The following is a 26,919-nucleotide window of genomic DNA, read 5'->3' as shown; positions in this document are numbered from 1 at the left end:
AATGGAACCAATAAGATGTGGCTGGTGTTCTGCTAGCGATTTATATAAAAAATATCATGACGAAGAATGGGGAACTCCTGTTTATGACGACCCAACTATTTTTGAATTTTTAATTCTGGAAACTTTTCAAGCAGGTTTAAGCTGGATTACTATTTTAAATAAAAGAGAAAACTTCAAAACTGCTTTCGACAATTTTGATTATAAAAAAATCGCCAATTATTCTGAAGATAAAGTCGAAGAATTAATGCAGAATACAGGAATTATTCGCAATAAACTTAAAATAAACTCTGCCGTTTCAAACGCTCAGGCTTTTATGAAAATTCAAGAAGAATTTGGGACCTTCTCTGAGTACATTTGGAAATTTACTAATGGAAAACCAATTGACAATAAACCAAAAACTCTAAAAGATGTTCCAGCCACAACTCCAATTTCTGATGCAATAAGCAAAGATTTAAAAAAACGCGGTTTCAAGTTCGTAGGTTCAACAGTCGTTTATGCTCATATGCAGGCGACTGGAATGGTCAATGATCATATCGAGGATTGTTGGAGGAGAAATAAATAGTTATCAGTCGCAGTCACAGTTTTCAGTGCTAATTTTGAGTATTTCAAAACTTGAAACTATATTTTAAGGACTGCAAACTGAGACCGAGACTAAAAACTTAAAAAAAAATTACATATATTTGCTTCACACTTTAGGGGTGTCTGCATCACGCAGGCTGAGATTTTACCCTCTGAACCTGATCTAGTTCATACTAGCGTAGGGAAAAGTAAGATGACTTCTTGAACGCATTTCTATGCGTTATTGCAGCCATTCCTAATGTGTATCTATACACTAAACTGAAAAAGGAATGGAACTAAAAATCAATCAACAAACCAAAAAATTCAATGCTGAATCGCTAAGCGTTCAATCATTGCTCGATCTCGAAATTCCGAATAAACAAAACGGAATCGCCGTTGCTGTCAACAATACCGTTGTTCCAAAACTCAAATGGAACGAATTCCTCGTACAGGAAACTGACGAAATTCTGATTATTTCTGCAACACAAGGTGGTTAAGATTTAAATTCCAAATCAAAAAATAAAAATTCCAATTATATACTGGGTGTTGATGCACTGCAGCCCTCTACGATTAACAACGTGAAATACCCCAATCAGATTAAACATGAAACTTGAAACAAAAAATACTATGACTACAGAAGAACAAATATCCAGAACCCCATTTCCGAATTCCAAAAAAGTTTATATCGATGGTGAAATCCATCCTATAAAAGTAGCCATGCGCGAAATTGCTTTGAGCGACACCAAACTGTCAAATGGCGGAGTAGAAAAAAATCCTCCTGTAACGGTTTATGATACTTCTGGACCTTACACAGATCCAAACGTTGAAATTGATGTTAGAAAAGGGCTTCCTCGTATAAGAGAACAATGGATTTTAGATCGAAATGATGTTGAGATTTTAGACGAAATCACTTCAGATTATGGCCAAAGCCGACTGAAAGATGAAAGCCTGAATCATCTTCGTTTTGAGTATCTGCATCAGCCAAAACGTGCTAAAAAAGGTGCGAACGTAACACAATTATACTACGCCAAACAAGGCATTATTACACCAGAAATGGAATATATTGCTATTCGTGAAAATCAGCGTATTGAACTTTTAAACGAACAAACCAAAGCGATGCAATGCCAGCATAATGGAAATAGCTTTGGCGCTAATACTCCAAAAAACAAAATCACTCCTGAATTTGTGCGCTCTGAAGTTGCTGCTGGACGTGCTATAATTCCAAACAACATCAATCACCCAGAAAGCGAACCAATGATTGTGGGACGTAATTTCTTGGTAAAAATCAATGCTAATATTGGAAACAGTGCCGTGACTTCGAGTATTGAAGAAGAAGTTGAAAAAGCCGTTTGGGCTTGTCGCTGGGGAGCTGATACGATTATGGATTTATCTACAGGAAAAAACATTCACGAGACCAGAGAATGGATTATCCGTAATTCTCCTGTCCCAATTGGAACCGTTCCGATTTATCAGGCTTTAGAAAAAGTAAAAGGAATTGCAGAAGATTTAACTTGGGAAATTTTCCGCGATACGTTAATTGAACAAGCAGAACAAGGTGTTTCCTATTTTACAATTCATGCTGGGGTTTTGCTTCGTTACATTCATTTAACTGCAAACCGTGTTACAGGAATCGTTTCACGAGGCGGATCGATTATGGCAAAATGGTGTTTGTTTCATCATAAAGAAAACTTCTTGTACACACATTTCGAAGAAATCTGCGAAATCATGAAACAATACGATGTTGCTTTTTCTCTTGGAGATGGTTTACGTCCAGGTTCGATTGCAGATGCGAATGATGCTGCACAGTTTGCCGAATTGGAAACTTTAGGCGAATTGACAAAAATTGCATGGAAACACGATGTTCAGGTTTTCATTGAAGGCCCAGGACACGTTCCGATGCACATGATTAAAGAAAACATGGACAAACAATTAGAACATTGCCATGAAGCTCCGTTTTATACTTTAGGTCCCTTAACCACAGATATTGCACCAGGCTACGACCACATTACTTCTGCGATTGGCGCCGCAATGATTGGCTGGTATGGCTGTGCGATGTTGTGCTATGTAACGCCAAAAGAACATCTTGGCTTGCCAAACAAAAAAGACGTAAAAGACGGCGTAATCACGTATAAAATTTCGGCTCATGCTGCCGACTTGGCAAAAGGTCATCCAGGAGCGCAATATCGTGATAATGCTTTGAGTAAAGCGCGTTTTGAATTCCGTTGGGAAGATCAGTTTAATCTGGCTTTAGATCCAGATACAGCAAGAGAATTTCATGATGAAACACTTCCTGCCGATGGTGCAAAAGTGGCGCATTTCTGCTCGATGTGCGGACCAAAATTCTGTTCAATGAAAATATCACAAGAAATTAGAGATGTCGCTGCCGCAGAAAAAGGAATGCAGGAGAAATCAGAGGAATTTATTGAGCAAGGTAAAGAGATTTATATTTAGAGTTTTAGAAAATAGAGGAAAGAATATAGAAAAAAGATATGATTGTAATTTCTAATCCTTTTTTTGTTGAAGATGAAATTGAAATGCTGAATTCTTTATTAGAAGAAGGGTTGTCTTTGCTTCATATTCGGAAACCTGATTTTTCAGAAGTAGAAATGGCTCAATTTATTCATCAGATAAAACTAGAATTTCGAAATAAAATGGTTTTGCACAATCATCATCATTTAGCAGAGGATTTTGGCATTAACCGATTTCATTTTTCTAAAAAAGAGAGAAAAAGTAATTCTATTGATCCTGCAAGGTTTTCAAAAATTTGTAGGTCTAAATCAACGTCAACACATTCGATTGAAGATTTTAACTCGTTAGAAAATGATTTTGAATATGCATTCTTAAGTCCTGTTTTTAAAAGTATTTCTAAAGAAAATTATTATCCAGAAATTGATCTCTTCGAAGCTTTAAAATCAAAAACCAACAGTAAAACAAAAGTGATTGCTTTGGGTGGAATTGATGCTGAAAACATTCAAAAAACACTTGAAAATGGTTTTGACGATATCGCTCTTTTGGGAAGTATTTGGAACAATGAAAATCCTGTAAAACAATTTAAATTATGTCAGAAAATCGCCCTTTCGTACTCACAATCGCAGGTTTAGATCCGTCTGGCGGTGCTGGGATTTTGGCTGATATCAAAACATTTGAACAGCATAAAGTTACTGGTTTTGCCATTGCGACAGCTAACACAATTCAGACAGAAAATGAATTTCACAAGATTGAATGGGTCAATATCAATTTTGTGATACGATCTATTGAAATTTTATTTAAAAGCTATAAAATCAGCGCCGTAAAAATCGGAATTATACCTTCTTTGTCTTATTTAAATCGGATTCTTTCCTGTATAAAACTAGTTTCACCAAGCACAAAAATTGTTTGGGATCCAGTTTTAAAATCAACCACAGCATTTGATTTTCTTACTATTGAGGATCATTCAAACTTAAATCAAGTACTATCCAAAATCGATTTGATTACGCCCAATTATATAGAAATTGAACAATTGATTCCTGGCTTTATAAAAGACCATCTTTGGATTGAGAATGAAATTTCGACTGCTATTCTGCTTAAAGGAGGACATAATTTAAATGAAGTTGGAAAAGACCAATTGTTTATAAAAAATAAGATTATTGAATTATTCCCAACAGAAAAAAATTGTTCTGAAAAACATGGCTCTGGCTGTGTGCTTTCTTCTGCAATCGCTTCAAATTTAGCACTAAATCAAAATATGGAAACTGCCTGCAAAAATGCTAAAGTCTATATCGAAAATTACCTGAGTTCAACGTCAACTTTAATCGGATATCATTATGTATAGCAAACTTCAATATATCTCGCAGGGCGAAACTATCGAAAAACAATTATACAATATTCATCAGGCGCTCGACGGAGGGTGCAATTGGGTGCAAATGCGCTTTAAAAACCAGACACAAAAGGACGCTTTTACTTTAGCGGAAGCGGTAAAACCTTTATGCGAAAAATATACAGCCAATTTTATTGTAAACGACAATTTGCAACTCACTAAAGAAATAGACGCTGACGGCATTCATCTAGGTTTAACTGATACTAAAATCGACGAAGCTAGAATTTTTCTGGGCCCTTCAAAAGTAATCGGAGGAACGGCTAATACTTTTGAAGACATTCAAAATCACGTCAAAAATGGATGTAATTATATCGGATTAGGTCCTTTTCGCTTTACTACCACAAAAGAAAAACTGAGTCCAATTTTAGGCTTATCAGGTTATTATGACATTCTACAAAAACTGAAAAAAAATAAAATAAGCATTCCTGTTTATGCCATTGGTGGCATCACATTACGTGATGTAAGTCCGTTAATGGAAACCGGAATTTTCGGAATTGCCGTTTCTGGAATCATTACTGAATGTGATGAAAAGGAAAAATTAATTCAACAACTAAAAGAAAAATTGTATGCAAACATCATTGTTTAATATAGGAGACAAAAGCTTCAAATCTCGTTTGTTTCTCGGCACGGGAAAATTTGGTTCAAATGAAGAAATGGAAAGCGCCATTTTAGCTTCAGAAAGCGAATTGGTTACCGTTGCACTAAAACGCATTGATCTCGAAACAGATACTGATGCTATCTTATCGCATTTAAAACATCCAAACATTAATTTACTGCCTAATACTTCAGGTGCAAGAAATGCCAAGGAAGCTGTTTTTGCGGCACAATTGGCTCGAGAAGCTCTAGAAACAAACTGGGTAAAACTAGAAATTCATCCCGATCCGAAATATTTAATGCCAGATCCGATTGAAACTTTAAAAGCCACAGAAGAATTGGCGAAATTGGGTTTTATTGTGCTTCCGTATATTCACGCTGATCCTGTTTTGTGCAAACATTTAGAAAGTGCTGGAACTTCTGCCGTAATGCCTTTAGGATCGCCAATTGGAAGCAATAAAGGCTTAAAAACGATTGATTTCCTTGAAATCATAATCGAACAAAGTACTGTTCCTGTTATTGTTGATGCTGGAATTGGAGCTCCTTCTGATGCTGCCAAAGCAATGGAAATTGGCGCGGATGCTGTTTTGGTGAACACTGCAATTGCCGTTGCTGGAAATCCAAAGTTAATGGCCGAAGCTTTTAAGGAAGCGGTTATTGCGGGAAGAAAGGCTTTTGAAGCCAAAGTTGCCCATCAGCAAAATTACGCTTCGGCTTCTAGTCCTTTGACTTCTTTTCTTTATGAGTAAATTGATTTTTCTCTCGCAGATTCTGCAGATTTAGCAGATATTTTTTATGCTGAAACTGCTCAATCTATTTTATTACGTTTTTTTTGCACATCTTAGAAAGACAGAAATTTCCTTAATTTTGAATAAAAAAATTATGTCAGAAAATGAGATTTCATATAAAATTAGAGGAGCAATTTTTAAAGTTTATAACATTCTTGGACCTGGATTATTAGAATCGGTATATGAGAGCGCACTATATTATCAATTAGAAAAAGATGGCTTACACGTAGTTAAACAAATTGATTTACCAGTTAAATATGATAATGTTTACCTAAACATAAATTTCAGATTAGACATTTTGGTAGAAGATAAAGTAATTATAGAATTAAAATCAGTAGAAGAAATAAAACCTATTCATTTTAAACAATTAAATACTTATTTAAAATTGACTAATAAAAAACTTGGATTATTAGTCAATTTCAACTGTTCTAATATCTTAGAAAATATTCATCGTGTTGCCAATAAAATTTAATCTGCATGATCTGCAAAATCTGCGGGAAACAAATAAAAAATGAACACATTCAAATCTATTTTCGAGCAATATAATTGGGATGAAATCCAATCCAGAATATATAAAACCACATCAAAAGATGTCGAACGTACTTTGGCTAAAACCAAATACAATCTCGAAGACTTTCTGGTTTTGATTTCACCAATTGCTCAGAATTATTTAGAGCAAATGGCACAAAAATGCCATGAAATCACGAAGAAACGTTTCGGAAAAACGATTCAAATGTATGCTCCATTATATTTGAGCAACGAATGCCAAAATATCTGCACTTATTGCGGATTTAGCTTAGATAATAAAATCAAAAGAAAAACACTAACTGATACAGAAATAAAACTTGAAGTTGAAGCCTTAAAAAAAGCAGGTTTTGATCATGTTTTATTGGTTACCGGCGAAGCGAATTATACCGTAAATATCAATTACTTTCTGAATGCTATTAACTTAATCAAAGAAGATTTTTCGATTATTTCTGTCGAAGTGCAACCGCTTTCTACGGAAGATTATCAACGTCTGCATGACGCTGGGGTTTATTCGGTTTTGGTTTATCAGGAAACGTATCATCAGGAGGTTTACAAAAAGTATCATACAAAAGGCAAGAAATCAAATTTTGATTATCGATTGGAAACTCCTGACCGCATTGGAACTGCTGGAATTCATAAAATTGGTTTGGGTGTTTTATTAGGTTTGGAAGACTGGCGAACAGACAGTTTTTTCAATGCTTTGCATTTAGATTATTTGCAGAAGAAATATTGGCAAACGAAATATTCTGTTTCTTTTCCTCGTCTGCGTCCGGCTGAAGGCATTATTGAACCTAATTTTATTATGGATGATAAAGATTTGACGCAATTAATCTGCGCATACAGATTATGGAATGAAGATTTAGAAATTTCGATTTCAACAAGAGAAAACGAAAAATTCAGAAACAATATAATTCCGATTGGCGTTACGAGCATGAGCGCTGGTTCTAAGACAAATCCTGGCGGTTATGTTGTTGATCCGCAATCTTTAGAGCAATTTGAAATCAGCGATGAACGCTCAGCAGAAGAAATTTCAAAAATCATAAAAAATGCAGGCTACGAACCTGTTTGGAAAGATTGGGACAAAGCTTATAGTTGAAATGTTTCAAGTTTCAAGTTCAAGTTTCAAGTTTGACGACTTAACATTTTACAATTCACAATTCACAATTCACAATTAAAAAAATGAGCATCATAAAAGAATTCCTTCGTTACAACAGACAAACCATCCTTCCTGAAATTGGAGACGAAGGCCAAGAAAAATTAAAAAAAGCTAGAGTTTTAGTAATTGGCGCCGGTGGTTTAGGCTGCCCGATTTTACAATATATTGCAACCGCTGGAGTTGGTTTTATCGGAATAATGGATTTTGATACGATTGAAATTCACAATCTTCACCGACAGATTTTATATACTGAAAATGAGATCGGACAGCATAAATCTATCGTAGCAAAAGAAGTGGTTTCAAAACTAAATCCGTTGATTGAAGCTGTTGCAATCAATGAAAAATTAACTGCTGAGAATGCTTCAGAAATCATTCAACAGTATGATATTGTTGTGGATGGTTCTGATAATTTTTCGACCCGTTATTTAGTAAATGATACTTGCGTTCAGCTAAAAAAACCTTTGGTTTACGGAAGCATTTTAAAATTTGAAGGCCAGATTGCTGTTTTCAATCATAACGGAAGTAAAAATCTCCGTGATTTATTTCCTGAAATGCCCGATCCAAAAGATGTTCCGAATTGCGATTTAAATGGCGTTTTAGGAACATTACCTGGAATTATAGGCAACATGATGGCACACGAAACCTTAAAACTGATTCTTGAATTGCCCACTTTACAAAATGAATTGGTAATTTTCAATACTCTAAATTGGAACTTTACAAAGTTGAATTTCTAAAAAACAACCTCATCACCAACAGAAATAATTCCTGAATTCAAACTCACAATATTAGTTCCGAATAAAACCGAATTATCAACATTTCTATACTTGCTTAAAGTTTTCAGAGGTTCTTTTTTTAAACGCCCATTTTCAGGATCATTGTTCACCATAACACATCTTCCGCAGGGTTTTATATTTTTAAATTGAACTTCTCCTATCGCAAAAGTCTTAAAATCATCTTCTTCATGAGGATTTCTAGTACTTACTACAAGGTTTGGGCGAAATCTTTTTATGGTAATTTTTTCGTCTAATTTATCATTCAAAAAATCCAAACTTTTAGATCCAATTAATAAATATGGATAACCGTCTGCTAGACTTACATTGAATGTTTCTTTTAATCTAGAGCTTTCATGTTTGCGATCTCCATTTTTTATTATTTTAACCAATTTGCATTCAAAACCTAAATGCTGGCTAAACCATTTTGAAGTTTCAAGATTCACTTCAACCACTTCGCTTCTATCATCCCAAACATTTACTTCTATAGCTTTTTCTAAATGTTCGTTAATAGAAAATTCATGTTTTTGATCTTGAAAAGTAATACTGATTTTCCCATCTGAAATCTGTGGATAAAACTGACTCATGATTCGATGTTCTCTCTGTGTCAGCATTTGATTTTCTGCGTCAATCAGCATCCAACGGCGATCGTTTTCAAATCCCATCTCTTCAGCTTTTGCAGACTCCAAACTGATTCCTGCCAAACTTTTTATCGGATAAATATAAATTTCTTTTACTATGTAAACTGCACTCATTTTCTATTTGCTTTTTAAAATGGACATAAACTCATCACGATCAATTTCGCGGCAGCCTAAACTTTCCAAATGCGGATTATAAACCTGACAATCCAATAACTTGTAATTTTCTTTCTTCAAATATAAAGCTAAAGCAATAAAAGCCGTTTTCGAGGCATTTGAAACTTTAGAAAACATACTTTCTCCGCAAAAAATATTTCCTTTTCCCAAATCAATTCCATAGAGACCGCCAACCAAAACATCATCCTGCCAAACCTCAACAGATTTTGCCACTCCTTCTTCATTCAATTTGCAATAGGCTTCAATCATTTCATCCGAAATCCAAGTTCCATCCTGTCCTTCTCGTTTTATCTGCTGGCAGTTTAAAATTACTTCTTTGAAATTTTTATTATAAGTGACTTTAAACATCTTCTTATTCAGAATCTTCCGCATGCTTTTGGATATCGCCAATTCGTCAAAAAATAACACCATTCGTGGATCTGGCGCCCACCAAAGAATTGGTTCTCCTTCATTAAACCACGGAAAAATACCGCTTTTGTAAGCCAATAGTAAACGCTCTGGACTTAGATCTCCTCCTATCGCTAAAATTCCCTCTTCATCAGCTTCTGTAACTGGTGGAAAATATAAATCGTTGAATAAATAGTACATTTTTAAAAATAATCAATTTTTAAATTCCAATACTGAAATTCCAATACTGAAATTCCAAATTCCAAACTATATGCAAGTTTTGGTTTCTTAAACAAAAGAAATCAAAAATAAAATTCCAAATTCCAAATTCACGAGAATGAATTGGAATTTGGAATTTAGTAAATTGAATTTTAAACTTTTAGAATGGCAAATCGTCTGGTTCGTCTTCGTTTAAGTTTGTTGCTGGAGCAAAAGTTTCTGCTGTTGGCATTGGCGGTGCTTGTGTAGGAGCATCAGCGCCCATTCTTTCGATTCTCCAACCTTGAATACTATTGAAATATCTAGTTTCTCCTTGCGGATTAACCCATTCTCTTCCTCTTAAATTGATAGAAACTTTTACCGCATCTCCTTGTTTATAGCTACTCAATAAATCGCATTTATCTTGTGTAAATTCGATTAAAATATGCTGTGGATATTGCTCCTCAGTAGTAACAACTAACTCTCTTTTTTTGAATGAGGCACTAACTTGCTGCTCTGGGTTAACCACTTTTACTTTTCCTGTAACTTCCATCTTCGTCTATATTAATTATTGTTTCTATTTCTTTTATTTTTTAGCTAAAAGCACTTTCCAAGCCGATTCTACATCGCCATTATCCAAGTATTTTTTGGCTTCTAAATGTACTTTTTTCTGGTCGTCTGAGCTTAAAACTCCTTTAACTGCGAAATTTTCTTTCACAAATATACTAACTTCTTCTTTTGTAGGCAAGGCTTCAATATTTCCTAATTTGCCTAAATCATTCCCATCAAAAACAGGGCTTTCTTTTACAAAATCTGGTATAGCATCTACACCAACTCCAAGTGTAGTTAAGGGTTTTGCCACTTCAAAAAGTCCTTGGTTTGATCTTGAATACCAATTATTTCCAAGTCTCGAAACCAAATCAATTTTATGCTGATCGATTGCTCCATTTTCATCTAAAATGGACTCGTGAATATGGATTTTCACCACTTCGCACAAAATCAGATTTCCTGCTCCTCCTTCTATTCCTAACGGAATAATCTGCGTAATCTTGCATTCAAATTGCACAGGTGACTCTTTTACGCGATATGGTTTTACCAAATCTGAAGGAATTTGAGTTAATCCCGCTTTGATAAATTCGTTTACACCATCTGCATATTCTGTACTTGCCAATGAAGTTTGCTGTACTATATCATAATTAACAACATTTATTACCACTTCGCGAGTTGCTTCGGCATTAATCAAAGTGTGTTTAATTGTATTATCGCGAACACGTCTTGAAGGCGAAAAAACCAAAATAGGCGGATTAGCACTAAACACATTAAAGAAACTAAATGGAGATAAATTAGGAATTCCTTTTTCGCTAATTGTGCTTGCAAAAGCAATAGGTCTCGGTCCGATTGAACTCTGGAGATAGCCTTGCAATTTGGCCGTTGGAATCTCTTTTGGGTTAATACTGATCATACTTTAAAATTTAGGCAGAATCTCATTTTAGTAGCTACAAAAGTATTGAAATGGTTTAATTCGAAGAAATAGTTTTACAGATAAAAGCGAAAAAACTTTCCGTATCCGCAAAATATAAAATGTGTATATTTCGTTATATTTATACCTCAAAAAAACTGATATGTCTTTTTCTGAAAGAACAAATACAACCCGCTGGATTATTATTTCGGTATGTTTTATAATCATTTCTTTAATTCTTTGGAACACCTATACTTTCTTCCAAATATTTAAAAATGAAGAGCGTTTGAAAATGAACCTTTTTGTGAAGGCGCAAATTACGATAGTGAACGCTGATGAAAATACCGATGTAGAACTTCCTCTTCAGATTTTCAACAATAATACTTCGATTCCAGGTATAATAATGCTTTATGATAAAGTGGTAAGCGCAGTGAATGTCCCAGACGAAATTCTTAACGACAAGAAAAAAAGAACTGCTTTTTTAAATAAGCTGAAAAACGAAAATGAACCTATCACTTTTGAATATGCTCCAGGAAAATATCAGACATTGTATTATGGGAATTCTTCATTATTAAACAAACTGAAATATTATCCGATTGCTCTTCTACTTATTATATTCTTATGCATCGCTTTAATTTATAATTTTTACAAAAGCACTAAAATGGCGACCCAAAACAAACTTTGGGCAGGAATGGCAAAAGAGACAGCACATCAGATTGGAACTCCTCTTTCTTCATTAATTGGCTGGGTAGAAATATTAAAAACTGAAAATATTGATTCGTCGATTAGCACCGAAATTGAAAAAGATATTGAACGCCTACAAACTATTACAGATCGTTTTTCTAAAATTGGTTCGGTGCCAGTTTTGGAACTTCATGACATTGTAGAGGAAACTAAAATAGCTTATGAATATTTACAATCTCGTTTTTCTAAACAGGTTGCATTTTCATTTGAAGCTCCAAAAGAACCTATTCTGGTTATGACAAACCCAACTTTGCATAGCTGGACAATCGAAAACTTGGTTAAAAATGCTATTGATGCCATGAAAGGAAAAGGAACTCTAGATCTTCAAATCGAGCAAGATGCACATCAGGTAAAAATTAATATTAAAGATTCTGGAACTGGAATTCCTAAAAAGCAATTTAAAACCATTTTTGAAACTGGTTTTACCACAAAAAAACGCGGTTGGGGACTTGGACTTTCTTTAACGAAAAGAATTGTAGAAGACTATCACAACGGAAAAATTAAAGTTTTACACTCTGAAATTGGAAAAGGAACTACTTTTCAGATTGCTTTAAATAAAAAAGTGCAGTAATCAATTTACTGCACTTTTAATTATTTGTTTTGTTAGACTGAGCGAAGTCGAAGTCTTTATAAATTTGATTGAATATCTTTTGCTAAAGCTTCAAACTCTTCTTTTGAAAATGAAACTTTATCAATAAAACGCATTTCATCCATATGGTTTAACGGAATCAAATGTACGTGTGCATGAGGAACTTCCAATCCAACAACTGCAATTCCGATTCTTTTGCATGGAACTGTTTTTTCTAAAGCCGCAGCGACTTTTTTAGAAAACTTCATTAAACCTAAATACAGTTCTTCATCCATATCAAAAATCTTATCGATTTCTTGTTTCGGAATACAAAGTGTGTGTCCTTTTGCGTTTGGATTTACATCTAAAAATGCTAAATAGTTTTCATCTTCAGCAATTTTATATGCAGGAATTTCTCCGTTTACTATTTTAGTGAATATTGATGCCATTGTTTTTTGGGTTAATCGTTTAACTGTTTATTCGTTTAACCGATTAAATAGTTAAACTTTTAAAAATCTTAATAGTGTGATTGCTTCGTTCCTCGCAATGACTTAGTCTCTCGTAATTTCTAGAATTTCAAATTTCAAAACTCCATTTGGAACAGTAATTTCAGCTACTTCTCCAACAGATTTTCCTAGCAATCCTTTCCCGATAGGAGAAGTTACAGAGATTTTTCCTGTTTTTAAATCTGCTTCACTTTCAGCAACAAGCGTATATTTCATTTCCATTCCGTTGCTTTGGTTTTTGATTTTCACATTCGATAAAACCAAAACTTTAGAAACGTCTAATTGAGATTCGTCTATTAATCTTGCATTTGCATATACTTCTTCAAGTTTAGCAATTCTCATTTCTAATAAACCTTGCGCTTCCTTTGCTGCATCATATTCTGCATTTTCAGACAAATCTCCTTTATCTCTTGCATCTGCAATATCTTGAGATGCCTTTGGACGCATTACACTCTTTAAATGCTCCAATTCATCTTTTAATTTTTTTAATCCTTCTGCTGTATAATAAGATACTTTACTCATAACTTCATCGTTTATATAAATACAAAAAATCCCATCGCGACGGGATTTTCTTACCACAAATATACTATAATTTTTAATAGTACATAATTATATGTTAATCATATATAGATTTCAAATCTAAATAAATTATTTTTGTTTTAACTAATTCTTATTCAAATAATGAAAAAAATCTGGTTCTTTATCGCATTTACCGCAGTTTTATTTGCTTGCAGTGACAATAATCGAAGTAATAATAATCCGTACATCCCGAACTATTCGATAAATGCTTATCTCGACACGAATCTTCCGACTTACAACAAATTACTGTATCCGAGTAATCCTGTTTATGTTGCCAATTATGGTGCAAAAGGAATAATTGTCATGAAAACCGGTGAAGGAACTTATACGGCTTTTGATGCTGCATGCCCAAATCAGGCTTTAACTTCTTGTACAGCAATGACAATCGATGGAATTTACGCTGTTTGCTCTTGCGATAAGACTCAATACAACTTATTTACAGGACTTGGCGGAAAAGAATATCCAATGAAACAATATCGCGTCGAATCTTCTGGAACAGTTGTTCATGTATATAATTAAAAACAGAAAAGCCTGAAAATAGTTTTCAGGCTTTTTTTGTGTCTTCCTTGATTAGAATTTCAAATTCAAACCAACTAAGAAATTTGTTCCCGCTTGCGGATAATAGTACGGATACACATCCCACATGTATCCATTTGAAACATATTTTTTATCAAAAATATTATTCACCAAAGCTGTGATTGTTATAGATTGAAAAATGGTCTTTGGTTTAATTTCGTAAGACGCATTAAAATCGTTTACAAAGTAATCTGCTAATTTTGCTGCTGGAAGTTCAATATTGTTCATGTATTGCTCACCAACATATTTTTGTAACAATGATAGATATAATCTTTCTATAGGCTTATACACGATTACGTTTCCTGCAATTACTTCTGGAGAATAGGCAATTTTTGTTGTTCCATAATATTCACCATCAACAGCTAAATCAACATTTTTGTTGCTGCTTAAAGTAAAGTTAGGTCTTAAAGTAAATTTATCAGAAATTGCAATTGTAGCATCAAATTCAAACCCTAAGCGGTAACTTTTTTCAGTATTCGCACGAATCGGATTTCCAACATCGTCTAATCTTCCAGTTAAAATCAACTGGTCTTTGTATCCCATGTAATACACATTTGAATTCAATTGGAATTTCTCTGAATTGAATCTCCAACCCAATTCAAAATCATTCAGCTTTTCTGGTTTTACATTTCCTCCTTCGTAATCGGTTCTGTTTGGTTCACGATTTGCTCTCGCGTAAGAGAAATATAAAGTGTTTTTTTCGTTGAAAGCATAATTCAAACCAGCTTTTGGATTGAAGAAATTGAAAGTATCATCTACCAAACCAGTCTCAGCGCTATTGGCTTTATAACGAACTCTTCTGTATTGTAAATCTCCGTAGAAACTTAACTTTTCTGTGAATTGATAATTTGCTTTAGCGAAAATATTCCCGTCTGTTTTTGAAGAATAATCATCGTAGTAATGATCTCCCAATGTTGATTGATCAGAGTATTGTGCCCAGATTACTTTTCCGAAATGATCTCCTTCATATTTATTCCAGCCTCCACCTAAAATAACATTTAGTTTTTCTGTTACATATTTAGCAGAAAATGTCGTTCCGTAGAAATCATTATCTAACCATTTTTGACGAATTAAATCGGTTACTGGAATTAAATTTCCGTTGCCATCATCAACCGTTTTTGTTGGTTGAATTGGTCCATATCCTTCAACAGGTTCATCTTCTTTATAATTTTCGTAATATCCTTTTCCTTTCGTATAATGAAATGCTAGGTTTGTACTCCATTTATCAGAAATTGATTCACTCCAGTGTAATTGATAATGATCTTGGTTGTAATTATCCGTTTCGTTATCATAAAAATGAACATTTCCTGAGTCGTCTGTATACATTCCTGCAGAATTAAAAGTACGATTCGTGTTTAAAGTCTCGCCATCAATTCCGTTCCAAGACTGATACGTTTTCTCAGTTCCTCCAAATACCAATGCTTTAATTAAAGTTGTTTTCCCAACGTAAGTCCCTTGCAAGAAATATGATTTTAAATCTGAACTTGCTCGATCAATAAATCCATGAGATTTTATGGTAGACAAACGTCCCGCGATTTCAAAATGATCATTCAATAAACCAGTACTAAACTTTACTGTATTTTTAAATGTATTAAAAGATCCAGCAGAACTTGAGATTTCGCCAGTAGCTTTATTGGCATAACTGTCTGTTAATAAATTTAAACTAGCACCAAATGCTCCCGCACCGTTTGTTGATGTTCCCACACCACGCTGCAATTGCAGACTTTCTACAGAAGAAGCAAAATCGGGCATATTTACCCAAAAAGTTCCCTGACTTTCTGCATCATTGTACGGAATTCCGTTTATGGTTACGTTTACACGTGTAGCGTCGCTTCCACGCACTCTGATCCCTGTATAACCAACACCATTACCAGCGTCTGAAGTAGTTACAACTGAAGGGAGATAGTTCATCAGAACTGGAATGTCCTGACCTAAATTTCTATATTTAATTTCCTTTTTGTCCATATTACTAAAACTAACTGGAGTTTTTGAAGTAACACGAACCGCAGAAACTAAAACATCATCAAGCTGATTCACTTTTGTAGAATCTTGCTGTTGTGCAAAAGAGAAAAGAGAATAGAAGAAAGAAAATAGAAGAAAGAAAATAGATTTGCAGTTCAACTCGGAACCTTTAAACCTTTGCAACTTTGTGCCTTTAGAAGCACCTTGAAAAATAGTTTTCATTCGTAAAGAATTACGAATAAAAGGGGGAATTATTCTTTGTTAAATTAATAAATGTGTTTCCCGACAAAATAAAGTGTGCACGCTCGATAGTGTCGTTTTTCCCTTAGCAACATTACTCGCTCAGGTTCTTTGGGTATGATCTCAGCTCGTTATTTAGAGCACCCCTTTGAGACAGTGCAAATGTAATGTTAAAAATTACAAAAATCAAATTCCAAATTCCAAAAGCTACCTTGAAGGATCTTTTTTGGAATTTGGAATTTTAAAATTAAGATTTAATCTATGTTTGGTTTTCTTCTTGATTGCTTTAAATCAGAAAGATTCTTTTTGTCTTTGATTCTTTTCTTAATTACTGCTTTCGGGACTTTTGTTGCTTTCCTGACTTTAGGAACATACAATCCTTTTTTGATAATTTCCAGAAATCGTTTCGTAACAATTTCTTTGTTTTTAAGCTGGCTTCGGTCTTCGTCGCAATTTAAAATTAAGATATTTTCAGAAGTCAATCTTGCTGAAATGTTTTGTTGCAACAATAATTTTTCTTCATCAGACAAGGCTTGAGAAGCATTCAGATCAAAATTCAGAACAACTTTAGACGAAACTTTATTCACGTTTTGTCCGCCAGAACCACTGCTTCGAACGGCTTTAAAGTTTAATTCCAATATGATTTTGTCTGAATCCATATTATTGTGGTTGATGTGCTGCTTTCAACAAATCATTTACCGTTTTTACGGGATTAAAAGTAATCAAAGGAACCGCAACAAAAACGGTTAACCAATTGGCCATCGATCCGTTCCATAAACCTGGTAATTCGTAGCTTCTCACTGTTTTCCCATCAACACTCTTTTCTACAATAAAACCCGCTTTTTGATCTACAAATTGCAATAAATCGAATTTTTCGTTTCTGTAGTTTTTTATACCACAAACCAAATCTACAGGATTAAAATGTGTTGCTTCTGATAAAATTGTCTGTTGCTTCTTACTTGTCAAATCTACTTGAGAAGTTTCAACAATTTGAAGAGAATTCACTCCTTTATCATTCATTACCCAAAATGGTCCTCCTCCCGGTTCTCCTTCATTTTTCACCATTCCGCAAACACGTATTGGTCTATCTAAAAGCTCCTTAATTTTACTTATTTTATTTTCAAAAGTAAATTTGCTGAAGTCATTATTCATTCCAACATTTAGCTCTTCTTTTAAAAATAAAATAATATCTGCTAAATGATTTTCTTTAATTTCATTTTGGTCAATTGCCTTTAAATAAGAAAAAACTTTTTGCTGTATTTCGATTAAAACGCCTGCCAGTGCTTTTTTGTATAATGTAATTTTATCAATATGATTCTGAATGACATTATCTATATTTTTAATGAAGATCACATCAGCGTCAAGATCATTTAGATTTTCAATCAAAGCACCATGTCCACCTGGTCTAAATACTAAATTATCATTTTTATCTTTTACTAATTTGTTTTCCTCATCAATAGTGATTGAGTCTGTACTTTTATTTTGATAAGAATACCCAATATTAATTTTAACTCCAGCGGGTTCTTCAATTTTTTCTATAACCTCATCAACACCTTTGTAAAACAAATCTTGGTGAATTTCTGACACAGTAAAATGCAAATTAGACACCTTATTTGAACTAGCATAATGTATGCATTCATTTAAATGCTCTTCAATTGGAGTCGCAATATGTGTTTCGTACCAGTGAAAAGGTAATACCGCTTTTGGTTTATTAGCGAAGTTGAAATAATCAGGAGATAACAATAATTTTATAAAATAGTAATTCTTGTAATCTCGTTCAAGCGTTTCAAAATCAGGATAAATTTCTCTTAATTTTTGATCTATAGCTTTGAAGAAAGGAAACTTATCCATCCCGATGATAAAAATAGCAAGTTCCTTATCTTTTTTTCTATTGATATAAGCATTGATAGTTTCTTTTTGAATATCAAAATCATTCAAAAACGCATTCAAAAATTTAAACATCCTCGTTGCCGCTCCAGAAGCAGGAACAAACTTTTTAATTTTTAAGTTTTCTTTCTGTTCATCAAAAAAGACTGCTTTTTCTTCGAACTCATTTTCCGACAAACTTAAAATTCCATTAGCGGTTGTGGCCGGACTAACTAAATTACTTTTTGCAATTCCATTGTCAAGGATTTCCAGCTGTTTTAGAATTTTTTCAAAAGGAATTCCCCTATCATAAATTTGAACGAAATCTGATGATGTAAATCCTTTTTCTTTAGCAATCGTCAACTCATCAATAATAGCTGTTGCTTTTGCCAAACGTGTTTCTTTGTCGCCAGATAAGGTTATAAAAGGCTTTTTTGTATCGATTAAAGTTTGTTTAAAAACAGAAAATACCGTCTCTCTTCCTTCTGGGGTATCACGAATATCGTCTTTCTCCCAAGGAACATCAATATCTGTCAGGAAAAACAAATCATATTCGTGTTTTAGTGCCGCTTCATTTAAAAGCGGGTCACAAAAACCATAATACATTTCAGAAAATACTTTGGTCACCATTAAATTGGTATCACAAAACAGGTATTTATTTGCATTTGCCAGTTTCTCGTTTTCCAATGCAGTTTGACCATACGCAATTGGCATCATATCATCGGCTACACAAATATGCTTATTCTCCTCCCATTTTTGCTGTAAATAGTCGCGCGCAAACTCAGGAACCCATTCAGTTTCGTAATAGTCTGCAAGCTGTTTTGCTAAGGTTGTTTTTCCTGTACTTTCAGGACCAAACAAAGCAATTTTTATGATAGTTGTTTTTTGCTGTCTAAGATCTTTCTCCATTCTAAATAAGCTGAAATAGCCAAAATTGTAAAAATTATATACTGAAGTGACAGCATCCCTAAACCACGATAAGCATAGAGAGGCACAACAATAATATCACCAATAATCCAAAGTGTCCAGTTTTCTATTTTTTTTCTGGCCATATACCACATTCCCGCGAAAAATATTCCAGAAGAAATCATATCAACATAATTGTCTTTATGTATTTCATAGTCGAAATATTTATAAATCCCGAAAACTACAAAAACAGTCACAATAAACAGTAAGATTCCAATTATTTTTTCATTAAAATTTGTACGGGTAATTGGCAGATTATCATCAACTGGTCCGCCTTTTGCCCAAACGTACCAACCGTAAATACTCATTATTGAAAAATAAGCATTAATAATCATGTCTCCGATATAACCTGCAACGTAAAGAAGATAAACCGATATTACAGTGGCTATTAATCCTGTTGGATACACCCAGATATTTTCTTTTTTTGCAAACCAAACACTTAAAATTCCACATACAAAAACCAAAAACTCTAAAGCAATATGCCATAAAGGTGCATTTTTGTAACTATCTAGAAAAAAATCTATCATTTAAATGTGGTATTTAACATTTATAACTCAAAAAAACGACTGTTATTTTCAAAAGCAGTTCCGATAACAACCAAATCCGCGCCAGCCTTATATGCTTTTTGAATTCCGTGCAAATCTACAATTCCTCCTCCAACAATAACAGGAATTTGAATGTTTTGAGCAACAAGCTCAATCATTTTTGTCGGAACAGACTGTTTTGCACCGCTTCCCGCTTCTAAATAAATCAGTTGATTTCCTAGCATTTCTCCTGCCTGAGCTGTCGCCAAAACCAAATCAAGATTTTCACGACTTAAAGGTTTTGTTTTACTTACACGGGCAACGGCAGTTTCGTTACCGCTTTCTATTAAAATGTATCCTGTAGAAATAACTTCAAGATTAGTTTTTTTAAGAATTGGGGCGGCTTGAACTTGATATTCAATCAAATAATCTGGATTTCGGCCAGACAATAAAGACAGAAACAAAATACCATCGGCTTTTGGTGAAATCTGAGAAGGATCGCCAGGAAATAAAATAACTGGTAGATTTGTTTTTTGTTTTAATGCAGTAATTAATTCTTCTAAAATAGTATTCTGAACAACGCTACCTCCAACAAAAATATGAGTTGCAGGCGATTGGTTAATTTTCTCAATTAAATGATTGATATTTTCCAATACAATTTTATCAGGATCCAAAAGCACTGCCAGTAATTTTTGTCCATTGCTTTTAGCTTCTAAAATCTGTTGTCTAATAGTGAGAATTTGTTCTTGCATACAGGATGTAAAAGTAAAAGATTTTTAATGCAGAAGAACTATTTTGAATGAATTATATTTGTTCAACTTCTATTGACAATATAAATAACACATTATGATTACAGTTGAATTACTAGAAAAGTATGGAGTTATAAAAAAATCATTTGATAAAAATGATATTATTTTCGAAGAAGGAAATCTGCCCTTGCATTATTACCAAATTATTTCTGGCGAGGTAAAAATGAGCAATTATAATGATGATGGACGTGAATTTATACAAGGCATTTTTTATAACGGGCAATCTTTTGGCGAGCCACCATTATTTTTAAATCAAAAATATCCAGCAAATGCAATTGCTGTAGAAAATACCGAAATTTTTATTCTTCCAAAAGAAAACTTCATGAAGCTTTTAGAATATAACCCAAAAGTGAGCATCAAAATAATCGAAAATCTAGCGCAGAGATTGTATTATAAATCGGTTATGGCAGCAGAAATTTCTACACACGAACCCGAACATCGCGTATTAAAACTGATTGATCACGGAATCGCTTATTTCAATTTTCAAAAAGATAAAAATGGTTATCTCATAAATTTTACCAGACAACAAATCGGCGATTTAACTGGTTTACGTGTAGAAACGGTTATAAGAACGATAAAAGCATTGGAAAAAAAAGGTGAGTTGAAGATTATTAACCGAAAAGTATACAGATAAAAAAAATCTCGTTTTATGATTTTAATCATAAAATGGAGTACTATTGTAGCTGTAATTTTGTTGATATAAAAAACTGAATATCATGACACTATATCAAACAACATTCGACATTTTCAATAGAAATTATATGGGCTCTGCTGCAATGGCAGTAATCGGACAAAGCTGTTTAGGAGGCGCTGCGGCTATGTATGTTTTAGCCAACGGAACTTCTATTCCGCAAATGATTCAGCTAGGAATCATTGTTTTAGCTTGCGTTTTCGCAAATACATCTATCTTAGCACAAATGAAACACAAAGTAGTTTTCAATCTTATAATGCTAAGTGCATCTTTAAGTTTGTTCTTTATACTTTTGAATAGCTTTATTCTATGAAAAAACAAATAGAAAACAGAGCCGATGTTTCCTTTTTGGTTCATCAGTTTTATGCTAAAATAAGAGCCGATCGAGAAATCGGCTTTTATTTTAATGAAATGATTTCTGATTGGGATGCGCATCTCGAAAAACTGACTGATTTTTGGGAAACCAATCTATTTGGCGTTCGCAAATACAAAGGAAATCCGCATGCTGTTCATAATGAAGTTGATGCTCATTTTGATGAAAAAATTACACCAAATGAATTCGGAATCTGGTTAAATCATTGGTTCCAAACCATTGACGAGCATTTTGAAGGTGAAAACGCTGAAACACTAAAAAGACGCGCACGTAAAATGAGTACTTTTCTATACATGAGCATGTTTCAGCACAGACAAAAAGAAAGTGAAGTTTAAACTGAAAACTGAGACTGAGACTAAAAATCTATTTCTCAAAAGCATAAACCAAAGTAAAAGTTCCATCAAAATTATCAGATTTGACTTCCTGATAATGTACATCAAAATCTTTAACTAAATCATCAAAATGAAGACTTGCCTGCGTTTGGGTTTCTCCTAAAGAGAAGTTATTTACATTAATATGATCTTTAAAACTTATACCTTTTTCATTTCTTATTTTAAAGATCGCCTCTTTGGCTCCCCAGATTACGGTAAGTTTTTTTATGTATTCTTCTGTAGATTTCGGTTCTAAATACTTGCATTCATAATCGGTAAACTTGTCTGCAATTCTCTGGATTTTCTCTCGTTGTAATTCCATGTCAATTCCAACCTTTTCTTTGCTTATAATAATCGCTGCAAAATGGTACGAATGTGTAATTGAGATATGATTATCACAGTCAAAATACGGTTTTCCGAACTCATCATAATGCAGATCTTTATCTGTAAAACCCATTTCCTGAATCAGCATTCTAACGCTCAAGAAAGCACGCTGATGCATCTGCGACTTCATTCCGTCCAATCTACGCTGTGTCTTTTCTTTCAAAGTTACTCTGTTATACAATTCCTCAAAAGATTCGGTTATTTCCCAAATTAAGATTTTAGTAGTTGCATTGAATTGTATGGTCTGAAATAAAGGCATTACTTTTTAATTATGAATTATTGGTGGTAAATTTTAAACCATATAAGCCATTTAAGAAAATATGGCTGGCGGCTTAAAGAATGCATTAGTAAATATAAGCAATTCGCAACAAAGGTAATAGTTTCCGAATCTTTTTTAAATGAACTTACATCACTTATACGGTTAAAAACGATTTTTAGATTAACATTCTAGAGATTAAGAAATTAAAGATTTCACAAATCTTACAGAAATTAGTAAAATTAAAAACCTATTACGTAAATTTGCAAAAATTTTACAATATACAAATATACTATAAATGAGTACTACAACTACGCCTTATGTGGCTTATAAAGTAAAAGACATTTCTCTAGCGGCTTGGGGAAGAAAAGAAATTGAACTAGCTGAAGCTGAAATGCCAGGTTTGATGGCACTTCGTGCTGAATACAAAGATGAACAACCATTAAAAGGTGCTCGTATTGCTGGATGTTTGCACATGACGATTCAAACTGCTGTTTTGATCGAAACTTTAATTGCTCTTGGTGCAGAAGTTACTTGGTCTTCTTGTAACATTTTCTCTACTCAGGATCAGGCTGCTGCTGCAATTGCTGCCGCTGGAATTTCTGTGTACGCTTGGAAAGGTTTAAATGAAGAAGAATTTGACTGGTGTATTGAGCAAACTTTATTCTTTGGCGAAGACAGAAAACCATTGAACATGATTCTTGATGATGGTGGAGATTTAACTAACATGGTTATTGACCGCTACCCAGAATTGGTTCCTGGAATTAAAGGTCTTTCTGAAGAAACTACAACTGGTGTTCACAGACTTTACGAAAGAGTAAAAGCTGGAACTTTACCAATGCCTGCAATCAACATTAACGACTCTGTTACTAAATCTAAATTTGATAACAAATACGGATGTAAAGAATCTGCAGTAGACGCTATTCGTCGTGCAACTGACTTAATGTTAGCTGGAAAAAGAGTAGTTGTTTGCGGATATGGTGATGTTGGAAAAGGAACTGCCGCTTCTTTTAGAGGTGCTGGTTCTATTGTAACAGTTACTGAAATCGATCCAATTTGTGCTTTACAAGCTGCAATGGACGGTTACGAAGTTAAAAAATTAGATACTGTGATTGCTAATGCTGATATCATCATTACAACTACAGGAAATAAAGATATCGTTGTTGGAAGTCATTTCGAAAAAATGAAAGACAAAACTGTTGTTTGTAACATCGGACACTTTGACAACGAAATCGACATGGCTTGGTTAAACAAAAACCACGGTGCTTCTAAAATCGAAATCAAACCTCAGGTTGACAAATATACTATCGCTGGAAAAGATATCATTATCTTGGCTGAAGGTCGTTTAGTAAACCTTGGTTGTGCTACAGGTCACCCAAGTTTCGTAATGAGTAATTCATTTACAAACCAAACTTTAGCTCAAATCGAATTATGGAACAACAGTGCAGCTTACAAAAACGAAGTTTACATGTTACCAAAACATTTAGATGAAAAAGTTGCTGCTTTGCACTTAGCTAAATTAGGCGTTGAATTAGAAACTTTACGTGAAGATCAAGCGGCTTACATTGGTGTTGAAGTTCAAGGTCCATTCAAACCAGAATACTACAGATATTAATTGATTTTAGATTGAAGATTTCTGATTTTAGATTTCTTTAATTACATATTTCAAACCCGACAGGTTTTAAAACTTGTCGGGTTTTGTTTTTAACGGTCAAAAAAGATTTCTATAAAAAATATACTTTGTAAAGAATAACTCCTTAATTTTAGTAATTAAAATAAGTTACTATTTCTCAACTACATAAACACTGTAATCTTGAAAAAAACATCTTATTTATTTGTCTTCTTATTTTTTCTAGCTCTTCCGCACTTTCTTTTCTCTCAGGAAAAAAAGCCTAAAGTCGTATTGGTCTTAAGCGGCGGCGGTGCAAAAGGAATTGCACATATTCCTCTTTTACAAAAACTAGATTCTTTACATATTGTTCCAGATCTTATTGTTGGAAACAGTATGGGAAGCATTATAGGTGGTTTATATGCAATGGGATATTCTGGTGACAGTATAGAAAAAATCACTAAAGATATTTATTGGGATAAACTCTTAGGCGGAGGCCAATCATTACGAGCCGTAAGTGCTGAAGAAAAAAGAGAATTTCAAAGGTATTTGGTTGGAATAGGTGTTAAAGACGGAAAACTTAACAGCATTGGTTCTTTGTTAAATGATCAAAACTTAAGAGAATATCTTTCCGAATTAACCTTTCCTGTTTACAATGTTAAAGATTTTGACAGTCTGCCGATTCCTTTCAGAGCTATGGCTACAGACTTGGTCGAAGGAAAAGAAGTTATTTTAAGCAAAGGAAGTTTATCTTATGCTATGCGTGCCAGCATGTCGTTGCCCGCTATCTTCAAGCCCATGCCTTACGGGAAAACAGTTTTGGTAGACGGTGGAGTATTAAATAATTTCCCTACTGATGTCGCCAAACAAATGGGTGCCGATATTATTATTGGAAGTGATGTCGGTGGCGGAATGGAACCTGTAGATAAGCTTAACAATCTTATGACCATATTGATGCAGACTAGTATGTTTCCGAGTAACATCAAAAATCCTGCGAATCGCGATTTATGTACAATATTGGTTGATCACTTACCTAATCTTCGTTTTTCTACTGCCGATTTTACCAATAGCAATGAAATCTACAAAGACGGCAAAATTGCCACAAATCAAAATCTTCCCGCTTTAATCGCATTATCAGAAAAGTTAAAAGGATTTCAGCAGAGAACTCATAAACTGCCCGATATGCCAAATGAGTTTGTTCTCGATACAATTGTTTACAAAAAAATAAGTCCTGAAAATATGCCCCTCGTTGTTGGAAGGGCAAACCTTAAAACACATGTAAAATATACTACCAAAGATTTAATAGCAGGCATTAACAGAGCCATGGGAACTAATCTTTTTGATGAGATTACGTATAGTTATTTCATTAAAGACGAAGACAAATTAGGTATTACCTTATTCGGTTTTGAACGTGCTAAAAACCAGCTCAACACCTCAATTCATTATGATACATATAGAGGTGTCGGAATAATTTTTAACTACACAGGGAGAAATGTCCTTGCAGATGCATCGCGTCTTCTCTTAACCGTAGATATCGCCGAACAGCCAAAAGCAAGAATTAATTATCAGAAAAATTTTGGACAGCATAGAGAATGGTGGTGGATGTCGGAAGCTTATGGGGCTCTATTACGCCAGGAGATATATATCAATGGCAAAGCATCAGACAATATACTTTACAACACTCTTGAAATCAATAATGAGATAAACAGAAATTTAAATTCTCTAAAAAGTTATGTCGGTTTTGGACTAAACTACAGTTACACAAATCTAAAACCAAAATATGACCGCGAATACAATCCCAATTCTTTAAGCATCAATAACTACAGCTTTAACAATATTGAATTCAACTTGCATTATTCTTATAATGACATGGATAAAGTTTTCTTTGCCACAGAAGGAACTATTATAAAATCAAATTTGGCACGATCGTTTCTAACCGATCTTGATGTCTCACTTTACGATCCAGACCTTTCACGTGTTTCTGGCTCAACAAATGGCTACACCAAATTGGGCCTAACCTATGAAAAGAGATTACCCATAAAAAAGAAAATTACAGGAATTGTAGGATTCGATACTTATTTTATTTTTCAGGATAAAGTTAAAAATGAGGATCTTCCATTTTCAGGACTTGGCTATGCAGCAAAATATTTTATAGGTGGCATTATCCCAAATTCTGGCAGCAACCGTTTCTCATTTGCAGGGCTCCATGAGGACGAACTTAATGTTACACAATATATGGGACTCAAACTTGGGTCTCAAATAAACTTAACCGGAAAAATTTACCTCACCCCTCACTTCAATATCGCATCTGTCGGTTTTGACACTTTTAACGACTATATAAACCATGCCTTTAATCCAAAAGGAAATTGGGATGATAATTTAGAAACCAGTCTTGTAATATCAGGAGGCGCAGCGATCTCTTATCAGTCCATTTTAGGTCCGATTCATTTTGATACTTCTTGGATCAATAATATTGACAAAGTAAGATTATTTTTCAGCGTAGGATTATCACTAAACCCTTAAGACAAATAATCAAATAAGTAAAGAATTATAGTAAATTCGTTATAACACTTCACAAAGACAAAGAATCGCAAAATTTTATTTTAAGTTTATAATCTTTGTAAAGTTATTTGAGATCCTTCGGCTTAGCTCAAGAAGGCAAAATTGAGAAAAACCTTTGTGCCTCTGCGTCTTTGAGATTAAAAACATCGCGAACTTTGCGTATCCCGATAGTTATCGGGATTGCGCGGTTTGCGGTTAAAAAACTCAGCAAGTTTCGGATTTTA

The 26,919-nt window shown here is 33.9% G+C and carries 29 protein-coding genes and 1 riboswitch; of the genes, 17 read left to right on the top strand and 12 right to left on the bottom strand.

Annotated elements, in window-relative coordinates:
* The first annotated feature begins 1 nt into the window (after position 1).
* The 10 genes from FF52_RS14915 to FF52_RS14870 all read left to right on the top strand — a co-directional run bounded on the left by FF52_RS14915 (position 2) and on the right by FF52_RS14870 (position 8,214).
* Positions 2 to 562, top strand: a complete 561-nt coding sequence (locus FF52_RS14915) for a DNA-3-methyladenine glycosylase I (protein ID WP_008466779.1) — start codon at positions 2 to 4, stop codon at positions 560 to 562.
* Positions 563 to 684: 122 nt separating this feature from the next.
* Positions 685 to 781, top strand: a riboswitch (TPP riboswitch).
* Positions 782 to 848: 67 nt separating this feature from the next.
* Positions 849 to 1,055, top strand: a complete 207-nt coding sequence (gene thiS, locus FF52_RS14910) for a sulfur carrier protein ThiS (protein ID WP_008466777.1) — start codon at positions 849 to 851, stop codon at positions 1,053 to 1,055.
* A gap of 130 nt (positions 1,056 to 1,185) precedes the next feature.
* Entirely contained in the window at positions 1,186 to 3,009 is a 1,824-nt protein-coding gene (thiC, locus tag FF52_RS14905) for a phosphomethylpyrimidine synthase ThiC (protein WP_035691672.1), read from the top strand.
* A 38-nt stretch (positions 3,010 to 3,047) separates the two neighbouring features.
* Positions 3,048 to 3,659, top strand: a complete 612-nt coding sequence (locus FF52_RS14900; RefSeq protein ID WP_008466772.1) for a thiamine phosphate synthase — start codon at positions 3,048 to 3,050, stop codon at positions 3,657 to 3,659.
* Entirely contained in the window at positions 3,617 to 4,369 is a 753-nt protein-coding gene (locus FF52_RS14895; protein WP_008466769.1) for a hydroxymethylpyrimidine/phosphomethylpyrimidine kinase, read from the top strand. The genes FF52_RS14900 and FF52_RS14895 overlap by 43 nt, the downstream gene beginning before the upstream one ends.
* Positions 4,362 to 5,000 carry a thiamine phosphate synthase gene (locus tag FF52_RS14890; protein WP_008466766.1) on the top strand — a complete coding sequence of 213 codons (639 nt, stop codon included), beginning with the start codon at positions 4,362 to 4,364 and terminating at the stop codon, positions 4,998 to 5,000. Before FF52_RS14895 ends, FF52_RS14890 begins: the two co-directional genes overlap by 8 nt.
* Complete coding sequence (locus FF52_RS14885; RefSeq protein ID WP_035691664.1) at positions 4,981 to 5,757, top strand: thiazole synthase; 777 nt, start codon at positions 4,981 to 4,983, stop codon at positions 5,755 to 5,757. Before FF52_RS14890 ends, FF52_RS14885 begins: the two co-directional genes overlap by 20 nt.
* A gap of 133 nt (positions 5,758 to 5,890) precedes the next feature.
* Positions 5,891 to 6,268, top strand: coding sequence for a GxxExxY protein (locus FF52_RS14880; protein WP_008466762.1), 378 nt, complete (start codon positions 5,891 to 5,893; stop codon positions 6,266 to 6,268).
* A gap of 39 nt (positions 6,269 to 6,307) precedes the next feature.
* Positions 6,308 to 7,420: a 2-iminoacetate synthase ThiH gene (gene thiH / locus FF52_RS14875; protein ID WP_008466759.1), complete on the top strand. Its 1,113-nt coding sequence runs from the start codon at positions 6,308 to 6,310 to the stop codon at positions 7,418 to 7,420.
* 83 nt (positions 7,421 to 7,503) lie between these two features.
* A complete protein-coding gene (locus FF52_RS14870) occupies positions 7,504 to 8,214 on the top strand; it encodes a HesA/MoeB/ThiF family protein (protein WP_008466757.1) in 711 nt (236 codons plus the stop codon).
* Here the strand turns inward: FF52_RS14870 and FF52_RS14865 are convergent.
* The 4 genes from FF52_RS14865 to FF52_RS14850 form a co-directional block, all read right to left on the bottom strand.
* The gene (locus tag FF52_RS14865) at positions 8,211 to 9,005 is read right to left on the bottom strand and encodes an MOSC domain-containing protein (protein WP_008466755.1); all 795 of its coding nucleotides are present in this window, start codon (positions 9,003 to 9,005) and stop codon (positions 8,211 to 8,213) included. The two genes, FF52_RS14870 and FF52_RS14865, sit on opposite strands and share 4 nt — an antisense overlap.
* Before the next feature lie 3 nt (positions 9,006 to 9,008).
* Positions 9,009 to 9,653: a leucyl/phenylalanyl-tRNA--protein transferase gene (gene aat / locus FF52_RS14860; RefSeq protein ID WP_008466754.1), complete on the bottom strand. Its 645-nt coding sequence runs from the start codon at positions 9,651 to 9,653 to the stop codon at positions 9,009 to 9,011.
* Positions 9,654 to 9,831: 178 nt separating this feature from the next.
* Positions 9,832 to 10,203, bottom strand: coding sequence for a DUF3127 domain-containing protein (locus FF52_RS14855; RefSeq protein WP_008466752.1), 372 nt, complete (start codon positions 10,201 to 10,203; stop codon positions 9,832 to 9,834).
* 33 nt (positions 10,204 to 10,236) lie between these two features.
* A complete protein-coding gene (locus tag FF52_RS14850; RefSeq protein WP_008466749.1) occupies positions 10,237 to 11,112 on the bottom strand; it encodes a flavin reductase family protein in 876 nt (291 codons plus the stop codon).
* Positions 11,113 to 11,272: 160 nt separating this feature from the next.
* Here FF52_RS14850 and FF52_RS14845 point away from each other — a divergent pair, with 160 nt between their 5' ends.
* Entirely contained in the window at positions 11,273 to 12,424 is a 1,152-nt protein-coding gene (locus FF52_RS14845) for a sensor histidine kinase (RefSeq protein ID WP_008466747.1), read from the top strand.
* Between the two features lie 56 nt (positions 12,425 to 12,480).
* On the opposite strand, the gene FF52_RS14840 is transcribed toward FF52_RS14845, so the two are convergent.
* Both FF52_RS14840 and greA read right to left on the bottom strand, forming a co-directional pair.
* Positions 12,481 to 12,870 carry an HIT family protein gene (locus FF52_RS14840; RefSeq protein WP_008466745.1) on the bottom strand — a complete coding sequence of 130 codons (390 nt, stop codon included), beginning with the start codon at positions 12,868 to 12,870 and terminating at the stop codon, positions 12,481 to 12,483.
* A gap of 102 nt (positions 12,871 to 12,972) precedes the next feature.
* Complete coding sequence (gene greA, locus FF52_RS14835) at positions 12,973 to 13,449, bottom strand: transcription elongation factor GreA (protein ID WP_008466743.1); 477 nt, start codon at positions 13,447 to 13,449, stop codon at positions 12,973 to 12,975.
* A 159-nt stretch (positions 13,450 to 13,608) separates the two neighbouring features.
* Between greA and FF52_RS14830 the strand changes: the two genes are divergently transcribed.
* On the top strand, positions 13,609 to 14,025 hold the full coding sequence (locus FF52_RS14830; RefSeq protein WP_008466742.1) for a hypothetical protein: 417 nt from the start codon (positions 13,609 to 13,611) through the stop codon (positions 14,023 to 14,025).
* A 51-nt stretch (positions 14,026 to 14,076) separates the two neighbouring features.
* Here the strand turns inward: FF52_RS14830 and FF52_RS14825 are convergent, their stop codons facing one another.
* The 5 genes from FF52_RS14825 to FF52_RS14805 form a co-directional block, all read right to left on the bottom strand.
* On the bottom strand, positions 14,077 to 16,266 hold the full coding sequence (locus FF52_RS14825) for a TonB-dependent receptor (RefSeq protein ID WP_008466741.1): 2,190 nt from the start codon (positions 16,264 to 16,266) through the stop codon (positions 14,077 to 14,079).
* Positions 16,267 to 16,538: 272 nt separating this feature from the next.
* The gene (gene arfB, locus FF52_RS14820; RefSeq protein ID WP_008466740.1) at positions 16,539 to 16,943 is read right to left on the bottom strand and encodes an alternative ribosome rescue aminoacyl-tRNA hydrolase ArfB; all 405 of its coding nucleotides are present in this window, start codon (positions 16,941 to 16,943) and stop codon (positions 16,539 to 16,541) included.
* 1 nt (position 16,944) lies between these two features.
* Positions 16,945 to 19,059, bottom strand: a complete 2,115-nt coding sequence (locus tag FF52_RS14815) for a DUF4301 family protein (protein WP_008466739.1) — start codon at positions 19,057 to 19,059, stop codon at positions 16,945 to 16,947.
* Positions 19,020 to 19,643, bottom strand: coding sequence for a nicotinamide riboside transporter PnuC (pnuC, locus tag FF52_RS14810; RefSeq protein WP_008466738.1), 624 nt, complete (start codon positions 19,641 to 19,643; stop codon positions 19,020 to 19,022). Before pnuC ends, FF52_RS14815 begins: the two co-directional genes overlap by 40 nt.
* A 20-nt stretch (positions 19,644 to 19,663) precedes the next feature.
* Positions 19,664 to 20,392, bottom strand: a complete 729-nt coding sequence (locus FF52_RS14805; RefSeq protein WP_008466736.1) for a geranylgeranylglyceryl/heptaprenylglyceryl phosphate synthase — start codon at positions 20,390 to 20,392, stop codon at positions 19,664 to 19,666.
* A 94-nt stretch (positions 20,393 to 20,486) separates the two neighbouring features.
* On the opposite strand from FF52_RS14805, the gene FF52_RS14800 reads away from it, so the two are divergent.
* The 3 genes from FF52_RS14800 (at position 20,487) to FF52_RS14790 (ending at position 21,848) form a co-directional block, all read left to right on the top strand.
* A complete protein-coding gene (locus tag FF52_RS14800) occupies positions 20,487 to 21,083 on the top strand; it encodes a Crp/Fnr family transcriptional regulator (protein WP_008466733.1) in 597 nt (198 codons plus the stop codon).
* Between the two features lie 82 nt (positions 21,084 to 21,165).
* On the top strand, positions 21,166 to 21,453 hold the full coding sequence (locus FF52_RS14795) for a hypothetical protein (protein ID WP_008466731.1): 288 nt from the start codon (positions 21,166 to 21,168) through the stop codon (positions 21,451 to 21,453).
* Positions 21,450 to 21,848, top strand: a complete 399-nt coding sequence (locus FF52_RS14790; protein WP_008466728.1) for a group III truncated hemoglobin — start codon at positions 21,450 to 21,452, stop codon at positions 21,846 to 21,848. The genes FF52_RS14795 and FF52_RS14790 overlap by 4 nt, the downstream gene beginning before the upstream one ends.
* A 28-nt stretch (positions 21,849 to 21,876) precedes the next feature.
* On the opposite strand, the gene FF52_RS14785 is transcribed toward FF52_RS14790, so the two are convergent.
* Positions 21,877 to 22,527: a 4'-phosphopantetheinyl transferase family protein gene (locus FF52_RS14785; RefSeq protein ID WP_008466726.1), complete on the bottom strand. Its 651-nt coding sequence runs from the start codon at positions 22,525 to 22,527 to the stop codon at positions 21,877 to 21,879.
* 295 nt (positions 22,528 to 22,822) lie between these two features.
* Here FF52_RS14785 and ahcY point away from each other — a divergent pair, with 295 nt between their 5' ends.
* Both ahcY and FF52_RS14775 read left to right on the top strand, forming a co-directional pair.
* Complete coding sequence (gene ahcY / locus FF52_RS14780; protein ID WP_008466725.1) at positions 22,823 to 24,139, top strand: adenosylhomocysteinase; 1,317 nt, start codon at positions 22,823 to 22,825, stop codon at positions 24,137 to 24,139.
* Between the two features lie 198 nt (positions 24,140 to 24,337).
* Complete coding sequence (locus FF52_RS14775; RefSeq protein WP_008466724.1) at positions 24,338 to 26,656, top strand: patatin-like phospholipase family protein; 2,319 nt, start codon at positions 24,338 to 24,340, stop codon at positions 26,654 to 26,656.
* The last annotated feature ends 263 nt before the right edge of the window (positions 26,657 to 26,919 follow it).

The sequence above is a fragment of the Flavobacterium sp. F52 genome, from assembly GCF_000278705.1.
Lineage (GTDB): Bacteria > Bacteroidota > Bacteroidia > Flavobacteriales > Flavobacteriaceae > Flavobacterium > Flavobacterium anhuiense.
Note: the sequence above shows the minus strand (reverse complement) of the source record. Positions and strands in the feature narration are given on the sequence as shown.